This window comes from Prevotella conceptionensis 9403948 (assembly GCF_000312305.1).
GTDB lineage: Bacteria > Bacteroidota > Bacteroidia > Bacteroidales > Bacteroidaceae > Prevotella > Prevotella conceptionensis.
In genome coordinates, this window is the sequence record NZ_HE999456.1 from 1 (window position 1) to 14,593 (window position 14,593).

Sequence of the window (14,593 nt, forward strand, 5' to 3'; positions counted from 1 at the left end):
CCAATATCTTATCTACATGGTTATTCACGCTGTAACCGCCACCCAAGCGGACACCGGCATTGAAAGCACTTTCCTGAGCACTTAGCGAAAGACTGGAGGCGAAAAAAAGAATAAGTAAATGAGACCTTATATACATAACGGAATGATTTTTTGTTATTGTTCTTAAGGGACTGAAGTTCCTCATTCTTCTGCAAAAATAATAATTCTTTTGGAAGAAACAATGTTTTTGGCAAAAAATATTTTATAAAGTAGGACTACTTCGCATTTATACCTTATTCTAAAGCAAAAAGCGGTGAGAATATGACTTCTCACCGCTTCATTATACCGTCTATTTATACCTTAAGTATTATATTCCTAATCGGATTGATTAAAATCCAAGACACTTAGAGTGACGGTCTGTAAGCCGTCCTCTGCGAGTTGTCCTGCCTATATTCATCTTTGTTCTGCTCGGACGGCGTATTCGTCTCCTTCTGCTCGGCAGAATCAGGTGCGGGCGGAGCCAAATCCAGCTGTATCTTCCTGTCCAAGGCTGCGAGTTCGGATTTAAGACCTCTGAGTTCGTCCTCCTTCTTCCACTCCTTCGACACGATGGGCTGCATCTGCGCCACCTTTTGTTCCTGTTCTTCAATACGAGCGTTGTACTGGGCAATCGTCTGTGGAATATGCTCCAACGCGCGTAAAAAGTTCCTTGCCGCCGCTTCCTTATCCGCCTTGGCTATCTGCCCGTGATTGTGCGTGTACTTGTAGTTGCCCCTGATCGAAAAGCGGTTCTGTGTCAGCTCCAACCCCTCGCTCAATACCCGCTCCGTAGTTACGCTCACCTCAAAGCCGTAGAGTTCGCCGATACGCTGCGGCGCACCACCCGTGTTTATATTCTTGTCAATGTCCTGCAACTTCGTACCGAGCGCTTTCTCATCCCGTGAGGGAAAACCGTCGAGCACGAGGGCATTGAGATAGTTGCCGTCCTTGTCTTTCGCTGCAGCCGCCTCGAACTTCTTCCAGTCCTCCGACATCTTTTCCTTTGCCGCCCTGTCGAAAGCCAGCTGGTTGGTCATTTCCAAGAGCCTGTTCTGGGTTTCGTGCTTGGCACGGTTGAACGACTTGCGCTCGCTCTCCAAAGCGGCGACCTTCTTTTCTAAACGTGCCTTGTCGAGCAGGTCGGTGTTGCCCGAAAGAATCGCCATGTATTCTGAAAAGTTCATGCCCGACTTCTCGTCCATGCTCCCCTCGTCGATGGTACGCGCTCCCATCGCTCCGCTTTTAAGCTGCGAGATAAATGTCTGCTTGCAATGCAACAGGTTGAACTTGTAACTGTCAAGCGACTTTTCCACTGCATAGATAATCACATCGACCTTATTGTCGGCATAGAGCCGCGCGATCTCATTGCCCTTTCTCACCGCCCGCCCGTCGCGCTGGGCAAGGTCGGACGGTCGCCACGGTGTATCGAGATGATGCACCGCCACGGCACGCTGCTGGGCGTTCACACCCGTACCGAGCATGGAGGTGGAGCCGAAGAGCACGCGCACCCGTCCGTCGTTCATCGCATCGATGACCGCCTTCTTGCTTTTCTCGTTCTTGAACTCCTGTATAAAACGTATCTCGTGGGCTGGGATGCCGTAATCCTCCACGAGCTTGCGCTTGATTTCCGAATAAACGCTCCATTGCCCGGGCTGATAGGTGCCCAAGTCGGAGAATACGAACTGCGTACCCTTTTGTGCATCGTACCTTTGGTAATACTCGGCAATCATCCGGGCGCAGTGGGATGCCTTGTTGTCGGGATGGTCGCCGTAGGCGGGATCAATCATGCGCATATCGAGCGCCATCTTGCGGGCGTAATCAGTCATTAAGAATTAAGGGAAACAGAGGGAAATACAGGGAATGTAACTATTTGAAATATCATTATTTAGCATTTTCCTGCCATTATGGGGATTAGCAAAAACGAGCATCAAACGGCAGGAGTTCCGTTACCAAATCGTAACCCATCGAAGAAAAAGCAAAAAGGGGTTACGGATTGAATGTAAATAGTTGTTGTTTAGGTGTTTATTCCTCATCTTTCATTTTTCTGCATCGCTCAGGAATACTTGTTCATCTGTACCTTTGCAAACAAAGGAAATTTAGAAAAAACGACAGAAAAATGAAAGAAAACAAGCTGAAAGTATCGTTCTTCGTTCAGGCGAAACGAACCGACAAGAAAGGACTTGTGCCTGTCATCGGGCGCATCTCAGTGGGCAGAACCCATTCAGGATTCTCCACCAAGTGCAAGACTCCTCTCACTCTTTGGGACAGTCGTAAGCAACGGCTCGTCGGCAAGAGTGCAATGGCGGTGTCTGTCAATCAGAAACTCGGTGAATGCACCGCACTCATTCACGCACGCTTTCACGAATTCAGTGAAAGAGAAGAAGCCTTTACCGCCACCGACGTGAGGGATGCCTATCAGGGGCAAATCCACCGTCAGGCCTTGCTCTTGGAGAGTTTTGGGGAGTATCTCACACAGACAAAGGAACGTATCGGTATCGACCGAGCCTTAAAGACGCTCAAACTCCGTACCTACCAACTCTCCCTGCTCCGTGAGTATGTACAAAAGAAGTACAAGGTAAGCGACATTCCCCTTTCACAGTTGGACAATACCTTTATCGAGGGTTTTGAGTATTATCTTACCATCGACCGCCAACTGAAACGCAGCAGCATATCGAGTACCTTGTCTACTTTGCAGACCATCGTCCGCATGGCGGTGAAGAAAGGTGTGCTGGACTTCTATCCGTTCTTGGGCTACAGTTACGAGCGACCAAAGGGCGAGCCGAGAAGCATCACGCAAGACGAACTACAAAAGATAATTGACTTGGAGATTGAATGGGAGAACTACCGCATTGTCCGTGATTTGTTCGTCTTCTCCTGCTTTTCAGGACTGGCTATCTCTGACGTGCGCAATCTCAGAGAGGAAAACATCGTCTTGGAAGAGGGTGAACTCTGCATCAAGGGTAGGCGCATGAAGACTAAGACCCCATACCGTGTACAGGTACTTCCTCCTGCTTGGGCGATAATGGAGCGGTACAGGGGAAAGCGTGCAGGTTTTGTCTTTGACGTGCCGACCACAGATGTTATCCTCAATGGCATACACCACATACAGAGAAACATCGGGATGGAAACTCCGCTGACCTTTCACATGGCAAGACACACCTTTGCATCGCTTATCACGCTTTCGGCAGGTGTACCTATTGAAACGGTGAGCCGTATGCTCGGACACACAAATTTGAGAACAACACAAATTTATGCAGCTGTTTCCTCCGAGAGAATCCATCGAGATATGCAGAAAGTGCAGCAACGCATACAAGATACATTCACCTTAAAACTTTGACATTATGGCACGAAGCACATTCAAGACACTATTCTATATCAACCGTTCCAAACAAAAGAAAAACGGCAGCTGCCCGATTATGGGACGCATCACCATAGACGGTGAGCAGGTGCAATACAGCACGGGCAAGGAAATCGCTCCCGAACTTTGGGACAGCCATAAGGGACGATGCAAAGGAACAGGCGAAGAAACAAAAGAAATCAACCGCTATTTACAAAGCAAAGAGGAACAAGCCAAAGCGAAGTATCAAGAATTAGTCTGGCAACGTGGCTATATCACTGCCGAGCTGCTGAAACGTGAACTTATGGAAGAAGACAAGCCCAAAGGTTTTCTTTTGGAGGAAGCACGACTATTTATTGAAGAAAAGCGTCCATGCGTAGGACTGACGATTGCCAAGCCGACTTTTGCCAATTACATCTATGCAGCGCAGCTCATTAAATCCTATCTGTGTGAACGCTTAGACCAGGAAGATATTCGATACGCACAGCTGGACTATGGCTTTATCGAAGGATTGGATTTCTACCTTAAATCAGAGCGCAATCTCTCCCTTGCCACCATTCAGATTGTTGTCATTTTCTTACGGAAAATCATCGGCATCGGGCAGCAGAAGAAATACATCCGCATCGATCCCTTTGTGGACTACAAGGCGGAACTACCACACCGAACACGCAGGTATCTCACAACCGAGGAACTGCAACGAGTACTACAAACGCCCATCATTGACAAGCAATTTGAGCGAGCAAGGCAACTATTCCTTTTCTGTGCCTTCACCGGTTTGGCTCGTGTGGATATGCAACGGCTCAAACCGAAGCATATCATCTATAATGCTGACGGCACGGCGGAAATCCGCATCAAAAGGCAGAAAACCGATGTGGAAGCGATTATCCCACTTCTGCCCATTGCCAAGCAAATCCTTTCGCTCTATATCAAGGACAAGAAAGCGGACGACTTGATATTCCCCAATCTCACAATTAGGAAGGCATCTTTAGCTTGTGTGAACATCGGGCAGATATGCCGAATAGAGAAAGGCTTGACCTTTCACATGGCTCGCCACACATTCTCAACCACGATTTGCCTTTCCAATGGTATTTCGATGGAAACGCTCAGCAAGATGCTCGGACACAGCAATATCGGTACGACACAAATATACGGAAAGATAACTGACCACAAGATACAGGAGGACATGACTGCACTCACAGACAGGGAGCATTCAGCCTTTGAAGGTTATTGTGAGTCGATAGCACGGCAGAACGTTCCATTGCAACAAGCATAAAAAGGAAGTAATTACCAAACATTTATTATTCACGATTGAAAACCAAACGATTATGAAAGAGAACAACAAACAGGAACTTTCCTACTTTCGGTTGAAATTAAGAAGTTATATGAGTGAGCATCACCCCGAAAGATTGCACGACACGGAGTTTATCACCACACGGGCAGACATGGCTCTCACTGCTTACTGCGATGCCGTGGCACAAGGTTTTTCGCACCCCGAAGCAGAGAGCATAGCAAGTGAGGTATTGTATCAAGGTTTGCATTTTTCCAAGTATGATACGCTTGTATCCGTGTTGGAAAACGAGTTTGAGAGGGAACTGCCTGCACCACTCCCTGAGAAGCTTGCACCCATATTGTTGTCGAACAAGGCTGTTCAAGCCACATTCGACAAGTTCGGTTTGACGGACACATTTGCCGCAAGCGGACAATACGACCGTCTTTACACCGAACTCACAGGCACGATAGTGCTGCTCATCGAGAGCAACAACCTACCAACAATCAGACTGACAGAGGAAGCAAGCCCGAAGGCGTTGTAAGCAAAGGCGCACGCAAAGTCCCTGATGCCGTTTCTTATCGTGCAAAGGTACAACGGCAGCCTGTCTGCCCTGACAAGGTCAAGTCCTGCGGATGGAGAGAAGAATCTCCACCGCAGGTATTTTTCTTTTTCAAGGTGGTATTGCCATTTTCAATAGCCATGCGGTTGTATTCATCTCTCCCAACCTTGCAGGGCAGGGCTGCCGTAGAGAGTATAGGCACGACAAGAATACGGCATACTCAGGCTCTTTGGACGCAAGGCGTAACAACCAACAACAGATAGGACTGACGATAATACGGACAATCTGTTGTTTGTACAATTTGTTGTCATGACTATCTGTTGTCAAAACTATATATCGTCAAAATAATCTATCGATAAAACTATCTATCGATAGTTCTACATATCGATTTGTCGAACTATCGAACTGTCGAGAGAATAATTGCTATGTGATAAAAGGAAAGAACCGGCACCTCTTCTCATTACCGCAATCATACCATTCTTATACAGAACATAAGAGTTTTTCTGCGGCGACTCCAAATCTGATGGGGAAAGCTACCAGCCTTTGCGCTTAAAGATTAGGAGCTTTCTATGAAAAGCTTATAAGCAATCTATAAAAAGCTTATAAGTAATCTGACAAAAGCTTATAAGTAATTTACAAAAAGCTTAAGAGCTTTTTAATGAAAGCTTAGGAGCTTTTCTGACTGATAGACTAACTTCTCTTCTCTTCCTTCTATTTCCCTGCTTTTCCTCATTTCTTGCAGCGGTGCTTCCGAGGGTTTACTTTTGCACTCAATAAGTACGGCAATGGACTGCATATTAGTTCGTTTGCCGAGTAACAATAAAGTAATCAAAACAAAATCAAGGAAATGAAACTCATTATCATCGACCGCAAAGCGTGGGAGCGGCACAGCTCCGACTTTGCAGACTTTATTCATCGTATCGAACAACTCATCGGCAATCCGCCCGAAAAGGACGATTGGCTCGACAACGAAGCCGTATGTCGCAGACTCGGCATCAGCAAACGTACCCTGCAATCTTATCGGGATACAGGCAGAATACCCTTTTCCATCATTGGGCATAAATGTTATTACAAGGAGAGTGACATCACAAATTTACTGAACGCAAACAATGAATGAATTATGTCGGAGAATGAAATCATTACACAGCAAGACCCTCAAATGCAGATGTTTGCACAACTGATGGAGGGTACTTTGAAGAAACTGGAGCGTTATTGTTCTACAGCCCGACCGATGTTAGGCGGAGAGGTTTACCTCACTGGCGAGGAGGTTTGCAGTCTGTTACGTCTGAGTACCCGCACACTTCAGGACTATCGGGACAGCGGAACGATAGCCTACTGCAAAATCGGAGGCAAGATACTTTACAGGCAAAGCGACATACAAGCTATGCTCGAAAGACATTATAACGCAATACCCAAGAAATTATGGCAAGAATAGATGAACAAAGGAAACAACGTCTGGAACAAGCCCTTCGAGATATGGGCAATTATGGCGTTAAGCTCCGCAAGCCCGAAGAGTTGCCCGATTTTGACCAGCCGATAGATTATGAAGAGGAAAAGAAAAGATTTGAGCCTGTTAAAGTTGAGGAACAAAATGACAAGGAGAGCCACAAGGACTATTCTCAACCGTCCTATCAAGAAACAGAGTTATCACCAACGGAAAGGGCTACTTCTATCGAAGAGAATTATCAACGAATGGGAAAAACAAAGGACAGGAAGCAATTATCCGAGTTTCAGGGGAAATATCTCCAGCCCTTTCGCAACAGCCACCGCAAAGCCGTGTATGTATCAGAGGAAACTCAACGAAAGTTGGACTTCGTGGTGAGGAAAATCGGTGAGCAGGGAGCAAGCGTTTCTGGATATGTGGAGCAGGTGCTTCGAGAACATCTCGACCAATACAAAGATGATGTGGAAAGATGGCGGAAACTCTGAAGTACTGCATTCCTCGAATGCAAGCCTACGCTGAGTTACTGTATTCAGTGAATGCAGTAACACGGCATGGGCTTATAATCCCATTTTCTACATCAGCAAGGTGTGTCTTTGTACCACAAATTGCCATTTGTACCACAAAGACCCTTGCCCCGAAGGGGGGATTAAATCACTCCAAAGTCGTGATTAGAAAAACAAAAATAAGAGAATATGGCAAGCGATAAATCAAGGAAAAGAGTAGTGAAAAAGCAGTGAGTTTAACCATTGACTATCGAGAGAGATAAGGAATGTGTGATGGGATTATATTCCCCCAAGCATTTTTTGCAGCAGATTGCCCGATGTTCGAGTTATCTGGAAATCTACCGTCTGGTTTTCCACAGATTTTATCTCAGTTACCTTGAAACGGCAAAGGGCTTCCTGACGCTCCAATGTGTCACGGACGGAAGAAAGGTCCTGTATCTGCCCGGCAAACGTTCTATAGGGAGATTGCAGATAAATCATTTGTCCGTTTACATTGTCGGGGCGTTTATTCTCGAACTTTAATAAGATGGTTATATCTGTGCTGTCCGCTGGTGTTGCGGTTGTTGCTCCGTGTACGGTAGCCGTTCCCAAATACACTTGTTTATAAGGCAGGAAATAGGCTACGGCTAACAGAAAAAGCAAAATAGCTCCTATGGCAGTAATACCATAACGAACGAGAGATGAGGGTATCTGCCCCACGATGCTGCGTACTTTTTCGCTGCGGAGCTCAAAACTCCGTTCCTGTTTATTTTCCTGTTTTTCCATATCAGTTACCCAATTCTAATTGGTTTTTCACTAAGGCAAAGTATTTGCCACGTTTGGACGTGAGTTCTTCGTGTGTACCCACTTCTGTGATTTTGCCCTCGTCAAGCACTACTATCTGGTCGGCATTGCGGACGGTGGAAAGACGGTGTGCCACCACGACAACGGTTTTTCCCTTGTAGAACTCCGAAAGGTTTTCAGTAATGGCTCGTTCATTGTTGGCATCTAGGGCATTGGTGGCTTCGTCCAAGAAGACGAACATCGGATTCTTATAGACTACCCTTGCAATCAAAATGCGTTGCCGTTGCCCCTGACTGATACCTTGTCCGTCTTGTCCAATCATTGTGTTGTAAGCCAAAGGAAGGGCTTCGATGTAGTCTGCGATGTTTGCTACACGGGCAGCATGACGAATACGTTCGATGTCGGGTTCATCGTCAGATATTGCGATGTTTCTCGCAATGGTATCGGAGAAGAGATATCCCTCCTGCATCACCGCACCGCATTGGCTTCGCCACCAGCCGAGGTTGTATTCACTCAAATTGGCATTGCCTATCTGAATACTTCCGTTTAATGGCTCATAGAATCCCAAAAGGAGTTTTACGAGCGTTGTCTTTCCGCTTCCACTCGCTCCCACGATTGCCGTTACCTTGCCGTTGGGAATAGAGAGATTGATGTCGGAGAGAATATCTTTCGGACTGTAGATATCATATTTGAAGGATAGGTCTTTTATCGTGAGGGAATGTCCTTCGGTGGTCTTGTCCGTATAGGCGGTATGTGTCCGTTCGACATTTTCCTCGTTGGTCTCGGTGTGGATTTCGTTCATGCGGTCAAGGCTGATGCTTACGTCTTGCCATGAGTAGATAAACTGGATGAGTTGTTCCACAGGGCTGTTGAGCTGTCCGATGATGTACTGTACCGCCAGCATCATACCGAGTGTCATATTTCCGTGTATTACGGCTGTGGCTGCAAGTACGGTAATGAGGATGTTCTTCACCTCATTGATGGTGATGCTTCCTGCCTGTTGCACTTGTTGCAGATTGAGCGATTGCAGATTGACCTTAAACAGGTCGGCTTGTACGTCCTCCCATTCCCAACGTTTGCGCTGCTCGCATCCTTGCAGCTTGATTTCCTGCATACCTCCTATGAGTTGGTAGGTTACATTACGGTTGCGCCCTGCCTGCTCAAAGTATTTGTAGTCCAACTGTCTACGCTTTTTGAGAAAGAGTATTATCCAGCTTGCGTAAAGCGATGTCCCAAACAAGAAGACAAGGAAGATGCCGAGATTATAGACAGCAAGAACGACACCGAAGATCAGAAATGTGAAGAAAGAGAAAAGCAGACTTAGACTGCTTGAGGTAAGAAACTGCTCAACACGGCGATGGTCTTCAATGCGTTGCAAAAGGTCGCCCATCAGCTTGGTATCGAAGAACTTCATCGGTAGTTTCATCAGCTTGATGAAGAAGTCTGAGATGAGCGAGATGTTGATACGGGTGGAGATGTGCAGGAGTATCTTTGAGCGGATAAAGTCAATGGCGGTACGGCTAAAGAGGAGCATCATCTCAGCCAGCAGCACCAGCCACACAAAGCCGACATCCTTTCCCCCTATACCTGTATCTACAATAGCTTGGGTGAGGAACGGGAAGACAAGTTGCAGGAGTGAGCCGAGTAACAAACCTAGAATGAGTTGCGTAAAAAAACGCTTGTATTTCTTGAGATAGCTCCAGAGGAATTTCACTCGCCTTTGAGTCGGCACTGCTTTCGTATCGTTTTGAGCATAGAATTGTTCCGTCGGCTCGAGGAGCAGTACAATACCTTTTTCTTCACCGTTTGTCTTGGTACTAACCCAATGCTCGCAGAATTCCTCCTTGGTATAGGTAACAAGTCCCTTGCCCGGATCTGCTACATATACGGTATATTTTCCTTTATTGTGCTTTTTTATCTTATAGACAACGACAAAATGGTTCTGATTCCAGTGTATAATACAAGGCATCGGATCCTCTTGGTATAGCATTTCAAAACTCAAACGTCCTCCAATGGTCTTGAAACCGAGGTTTTCTGCAGCCTTGCTGATACCAAGAAGAGAAACACCTTCTTTGCCTAAGGAACAGATTTTCCGCAATTGCTCCTTATCAGCTTGCTGTCCATAATGTTTGGCTATCATCGCCAAACAGGAAGGACCGCAATCCATAGCATCTCGCTGTCGTTTTATTGCAAAACTCATTATTAAAATCAAAAATTATTATTATTTCTCTCCTTTAATGACGGATGATTCACTGCTTGTGTTGCTGTTTATGCGTTTTGAAGCCTCCTTGTATTTTTTACCATACGATAGGTTCAGCGTAAGGTTTAAACGTATAAGATTTCTTGTTTCATCAAGATATTCATAGCGTTTGTAAGGAGCCACGCTTGAATAGTTTTCTTGTGCGGAAATATGCTTCAAAGAAAACAGATTCAGCACATCGGCAGAAAGGCTGAGTTTATTTGTCTGATAGCCAAACGACAACATGTGGCCGTCTTCATACCGATAAAGCGTTTCTCCCCAAAACCTGTCCTGCACATTCTTGCGAAACTGCCATCTCATAGTGAATTGTTTATAGTAAACAGAAACCTGACCCCCATAGTAGGGTATTGTTTTGCGGTGAGTGTATTGGTTGCCATTGCTTTTATAAAATTTTAAGCCGGTATAAACTTTGAACGACAGCAGATTGCCAAAAGGCTGCCCTCCATATTCAAATTCCGCATTATAGTTCTGAAAATTCTTGTGATTTTCCATGGTTCTGACCACCTTTTCATTATCCAGATATGTGCATTCCATGATTGGCGACTTTGAATATGTTTCATTCAAGTAGAGAGCCAATGCTGTTTTTGTGAATTTATAATTGAATACCAACGCATTATAGAAATCAATCTGCGGCTTGAGATTAGGATTACCTCGCTGTATCTGTATAAAATCTATATCCTGTGAATAGTCAGAAATAGCCGAAAGTGTAGGCATTATATTAGAGACCGACCCCTGATAACGAAGTTCGATTTTTGGAGAAACGGTATAACGGACGAATAGCATCGGACGAATCGTAAAGGTGCTTTGTTTTTGTTCTCCCACATGCATCCATCGCTGGTTCAGTCCAATGCCCACTCGGCAATAAAGTTCGCTCCATGCCTTTCCCCATTGTGCATAAGAATAAAGGTTGGTCTGGCGTTGGCCTGTGTGATGCTTCTGTGTCATATCGTTTCGGACTGAATTGTAGTCGCTTTTGGTAAACTGCTGGTTGAAGTTTGCTCCAATGGTCAAAGTTCCCCAATTCTGCCTGTTCTCGTATAATTGCGACAGCGCATAGCCTTTTTGAATCTCACGGACATTACTGCAGAATTGGTTGGATTCACTTTCGTTGTCTGCCTCCTGATACAGACGGTTGTATTTCCCTTTGTTGTATTGACCAGAGAGATTCATTACATATAGTTGATTTTCTCCTATGGGCAACTGTATATATAGTTGCGAATAAGGATTTGTGGCCGATGATTTCGCATTGTCGTATAAGTTGAGTGCTGTCCCTTTATAGTGCAAATCACTGTTCCACTCTTTATACGGTGCATTTTGGATGGCTGTCCCCAGTGAAAAGTTAATTATTTTCTTGTTCTCCTGATAGTTGTAATTGAAATGTACGTTGTGATTGTCGTATCTGTATCGTCCAGGATGCCCCAGTTCGGTTCTCGAAAAGTTCTCATTTTGCAGATTAAAGTCCTCTTCATATTCCCTGCTGAGGTGTTTCCAATTGCGGTATGCCATATTGTAGTCTAATGAAAACTGGCTGTTCCAGCGGTTGAATTTCAAGGAAATGTAGTCCTCTCCGAAACTCGTTAAAAGCCCCTGCCACAAAGAAAGGTAAACCCTTGCGCCAACTTGGTCGTTTTTGGTAATAAAATCCAAGACCACGTCTGCATTGCCATACCGTGCTTCCGGCGTGTCGTGGTATTCTACGCGCTGTATAATTTCCGGGGAAAGTGCAGCAATTTCAACGGCTGATACCTCCCTTCCGTTAAGCAATGTCTTAACGCTTCCGCCACCGTTCAGTGTCAGGCTTTTTGTTAGTGGGTCAACATTAATCCTCGACAGGTTCATCTTGTCAAGCATAACCATAGCGTCAGGACTGTTTCTTTGAAATTCATTGGGGAAAATTCTCTTGCTTCCATTTTGAAAACTTATGCTGCTTCCCACAACGGTAACTTCGTCCAACGTAGTAAGACTGTCTTTAAGGAACATTGTCCCAATGTTCAGATCCTTTGTTATGCGGTCTATCTTTATTGTGTCAGTAGTATATCCGACATGTGATGCAACCACATAATAAAAATTGTTTTTTGCGAGATTTGAGAATGAAAACATTCCTTTCTGTGTTTGTACGGCAGAGACAACCGTATGGCTTTTGGTGTACAGCTCTACATTGGATTCAAGGGTGTCACCATTCTCGATGAGGACTTTTCCAATAATAGAATACTGCGCATTTATGTTGCTAAATGTGCAAACCATGAACGCGAACAAAAATAGTCTTTGCATATAGATTATATTAAAATTTCAGATAGAAGGTGTTTTAATCCTCAGTTTATCCAAATGTAAACAAATACATTTTTCTATTACTCCGTTATCTTTGTAGAGTGAGCAAATGTCAAAATTCCCATTGTCAAACATATTCTTGATTCGATAAAAGGCGCATCCTCCCATGCAAATAGGTATAAATTCGCAATCCTTACATTTTTCATCTTCAAAACAATTGGCTGATAATACATATTTTCGTATTAAATCTTTGTTTTTGAAGTCTTGATCGTTAATATAACCAATTATTTTCTTGCTATCTCCAAGTTCATTCCAACATTTATATAACTCTCCTAAAGGACCAATTAAAAAGGAGTTTAGATGAGTTGCCGAACACCCTTTACCTTGTAAAACAGGATAGAAATTGACGGCTTCTGTTAATCCATAAAACAAATCTCGAACGTCATCGTGTAATAAAGATTGACATCCCATACATTTGTTTACAGTGTCTTCTATTCGTAATATGCCTGGATATATTGTTATATTTGGATAAGAACTCCATTTTTCAAGCAACTCATTTCTGATATTCTCAAAATCTCCAACATTATCCTTGTCAAGATTAACGCGAACAGAAATTTGCGTACTAGGCATGCTTTTCAAAATACAGTCAATATTTCTAACTATTTTATCAAAAGTTCCCAACCCACTTTTTTTTAGTTTTCTCAAATTATCGTGACGTGGTTTATTGCCATCTAATGTGATTTGAATTGAGTTAAGTGGATATTTGGAAAAAAGAGAAAGCATCTTTTCATTTATCAAATATCCGTTTGTAACAAGGAAATGATGAGATATTTTAATATTTGGTATCTCGATACTAATTCTATTCAGAATTTTTTCTATAATATCTATTGCCATTAACGGCTCTCCCCCATACCATGTAATATATAGATATTCAAGATGTTTGTAACGTTTTATAAAAAGAATTATATTTTCAATTACGGCATCAGACATTCTTATGGGTCTTTTGTTCTCTTCAAAACAATAAGGACAATTAAAGTTACAATCGCTTGTTGGTGCTATTGTTAAAAGTAGTTTTTGATGGGAGAAAACTTCCATAAAATAATCCATCTTTATTTTACGGTAATAATTGGTTTCTTCTTCAACAGTGGTAATGATATTGACTGTTTTCAATTTTTGGAAAATCTTCTCTGGAATACGGCTTATTGAAGAAGGATTTTTTTTACATTCGCAGACCGAGTCATAAATTTTACGACTCACTTTATGTAGAGAATTGTTGTTTGACAAATAAAAATAAGCTTTTTCATCTGATGATAAAAAAGGAATGCAATACTTAGAAATAATAAAATCACTCATATTTAAGAATATATAAAAAGCCATATCAAATCAACAGGACTAAATCCAACTAATTCGATATGGCTAATAAAGATTATCCAAATTGTAATTGTCTTATTGTTGAATGTGCACTATTACTATTTGCAGACCCACAAGTGCAATCAGAAGGAGCTGCAATCTTGTTACTGTTTGCTGATCCACAAGTACAATCGTTACTACCGTGTTCTGTTTGTTCCGTATTGCTATTTCCCGAGCCACAATTGCAATCATTCATGTTGTTAGAAAGACCTCCATGCAACATTCCCATTAAGTTAGAATCTAAATTTTCAATTCCATCAATAATGGTGATAAAATCATTTTCTATCATAGATAGTAGTGTTTATATAATTCTACTCATGTCGCTTTTCGAATCCGCGTCCTTTATTTCATACAGTTTCCCGAGTTATTCGGTAGGAATTACTGCATTGCAGATAACTGCAACTTCCAAGCTAATAGCTTGTGTTTTTTATTTTTTCTAAATGCAAGTTATTCTTTAATTCTTATTCCGTTCTCTTTTGTTTTTTACAAACTCCTTGCAAGGGACTTCATAAATACAGAGGCTAACTATCATACAGATAGAAGCACTGTTCCATACGAGAACCTTCCACTTTCCGGTACAAGAAGAAGTATCTTGTTTCCACGTTTAATTTCTTTTGTCCTTATGAGTTCTTCCAATCCGACATAAATGGCAGCCGAACCGATGTTGCCTACAGAAGTAAGGTTTGTAAACCACTTCTCTTTTGTCAGAGCAATGTTACGAGCAGCAATTTCGTCATTTAA

At 43.3% G+C, this 14,593-nt stretch carries 12 protein-coding genes and 2 pseudogenes; 6 read left to right on the forward strand and 8 right to left on the reverse strand.

Annotated elements, in window-relative coordinates; translation table 11 throughout:
- A pseudogene (locus tag BN93_RS19185) lies at positions 1-136 on the reverse strand (PorT family protein); the annotation flags it as partial.
- Positions 137-383: 247 nt separating this feature from the next.
- Positions 384-1,847: pseudogene (locus tag BN93_RS14720) on the reverse strand (helicase-related protein); the annotation flags it as partial.
- 287 nt (positions 1,848-2,134) lie between these two features.
- Between BN93_RS14720 and BN93_RS14725 the strand changes: the two are divergent.
- The 6 genes from BN93_RS14725 (at position 2,135) to BN93_RS14750 (ending at position 7,113) form a co-directional block, all read left to right on the forward strand.
- Positions 2,135-3,355, forward strand: a complete 1,221-nt coding sequence (locus tag BN93_RS14725; RefSeq protein WP_004352891.1) for a site-specific integrase — start codon at positions 2,135-2,137, stop codon at positions 3,353-3,355.
- Between the two features lie 4 nt (positions 3,356-3,359).
- The gene (locus BN93_RS14730; RefSeq protein WP_004352898.1) at positions 3,360-4,628 is read left to right on the forward strand and encodes a site-specific integrase; all 1,269 of its coding nucleotides are present in this window, start codon (positions 3,360-3,362) and stop codon (positions 4,626-4,628) included.
- A 52-nt stretch (positions 4,629-4,680) separates the two neighbouring features.
- Positions 4,681-5,166, forward strand: a complete 486-nt coding sequence (locus BN93_RS14735) for a DUF1896 domain-containing protein (protein WP_006948486.1) — start codon at positions 4,681-4,683, stop codon at positions 5,164-5,166.
- Between the two features lie 865 nt (positions 5,167-6,031).
- A complete protein-coding gene (locus BN93_RS17125; protein WP_004352884.1) occupies positions 6,032-6,301 on the forward strand; it encodes a helix-turn-helix domain-containing protein in 270 nt (89 codons plus the stop codon).
- A gap of 3 nt (positions 6,302-6,304) precedes the next feature.
- On the forward strand, positions 6,305-6,619 hold the full coding sequence (locus BN93_RS14745) for a helix-turn-helix domain-containing protein (RefSeq protein WP_004352880.1): 315 nt from the start codon (positions 6,305-6,307) through the stop codon (positions 6,617-6,619).
- Positions 6,607-7,113, forward strand: coding sequence for a DUF3408 domain-containing protein (locus BN93_RS14750; RefSeq protein WP_004352896.1), 507 nt, complete (start codon positions 6,607-6,609; stop codon positions 7,111-7,113). The genes BN93_RS14745 and BN93_RS14750 overlap by 13 nt, the downstream gene beginning before the upstream one ends.
- 297 nt (positions 7,114-7,410) lie before the next feature.
- Here BN93_RS14750 and BN93_RS14755 read toward each other — a convergent pair whose 3' ends face one another.
- From BN93_RS14755 to BN93_RS14775, 6 genes are all read right to left on the reverse strand, one after another.
- Positions 7,411-7,896, reverse strand: coding sequence for a hypothetical protein (locus BN93_RS14755; RefSeq protein WP_004352882.1), 486 nt, complete (start codon positions 7,894-7,896; stop codon positions 7,411-7,413).
- 1 nt (position 7,897) lies between these two features.
- Positions 7,898-10,114, reverse strand: coding sequence for a peptidase domain-containing ABC transporter (locus BN93_RS14760; RefSeq protein WP_044261026.1), 2,217 nt, complete (start codon positions 10,112-10,114; stop codon positions 7,898-7,900).
- 21 nt (positions 10,115-10,135) lie between these two features.
- Complete coding sequence (locus BN93_RS14765; RefSeq protein WP_023925220.1) at positions 10,136-12,445, reverse strand: TonB-dependent receptor; 2,310 nt, start codon at positions 12,443-12,445, stop codon at positions 10,136-10,138.
- An 18-nt stretch (positions 12,446-12,463) separates the two neighbouring features.
- Entirely contained in the window at positions 12,464-13,795 is a 1,332-nt protein-coding gene (locus BN93_RS14770; protein WP_018910187.1) for a radical SAM/SPASM domain-containing protein, read from the reverse strand.
- A 73-nt stretch (positions 13,796-13,868) separates the two neighbouring features.
- Positions 13,869-14,141: a hypothetical protein gene (locus tag BN93_RS18135; protein WP_023925221.1), complete on the reverse strand. Its 273-nt coding sequence runs from the start codon at positions 14,139-14,141 to the stop codon at positions 13,869-13,871.
- A gap of 239 nt (positions 14,142-14,380) precedes the next feature.
- Positions 14,381-14,593 (reverse strand): 3-oxoacyl-[acyl-carrier-protein] synthase III C-terminal domain-containing protein (locus tag BN93_RS14775; protein WP_044261029.1); only part of this gene is annotated, 213 nt, incomplete at its 5' end.

Bases quoted from the DNA above. Each gene is read 5' to 3' on its own strand.
- BN93_RS14760 (WP_044261026.1), bottom strand. From the start codon at position 10,114: ATGAGTTTTGCAATAAAACGACAGCGAGATGCTATGGATTGCGGTCCT.
- BN93_RS14770 (WP_018910187.1), bottom strand. From the start codon at position 13,795: ATGAGTGATTTTATTATTTCTAAGTATTGCATTCCTTTTTTATCATCA.
- BN93_RS14750 (WP_004352896.1), top strand. From the start codon at position 6,607: ATGGCAAGAATAGATGAACAAAGGAAACAACGTCTGGAACAAGCCCTT.
- BN93_RS17125 (WP_004352884.1), top strand. From the start codon at position 6,032: ATGAAACTCATTATCATCGACCGCAAAGCGTGGGAGCGGCACAGCTCC.
- BN93_RS14730 (WP_004352898.1), top strand. From the start codon at position 3,360: ATGGCACGAAGCACATTCAAGACACTATTCTATATCAACCGTTCCAAA.
- BN93_RS14725 (WP_004352891.1), top strand. From the start codon at position 2,135: ATGAAAGAAAACAAGCTGAAAGTATCGTTCTTCGTTCAGGCGAAACGA.
- BN93_RS14745 (WP_004352880.1), top strand. From the start codon at position 6,305: ATGTCGGAGAATGAAATCATTACACAGCAAGACCCTCAAATGCAGATG.
- BN93_RS14755 (WP_004352882.1), bottom strand. From the start codon at position 7,896: ATGGAAAAACAGGAAAATAAACAGGAACGGAGTTTTGAGCTCCGCAGC.
- BN93_RS14735 (WP_006948486.1), top strand. From the start codon at position 4,681: ATGAAAGAGAACAACAAACAGGAACTTTCCTACTTTCGGTTGAAATTA.
- BN93_RS18135 (WP_023925221.1), bottom strand. From the start codon at position 14,141: ATGATAGAAAATGATTTTATCACCATTATTGATGGAATTGAAAATTTA.
- BN93_RS14765 (WP_023925220.1), bottom strand. From the start codon at position 12,445: ATGCAAAGACTATTTTTGTTCGCGTTCATGGTTTGCACATTTAGCAAC.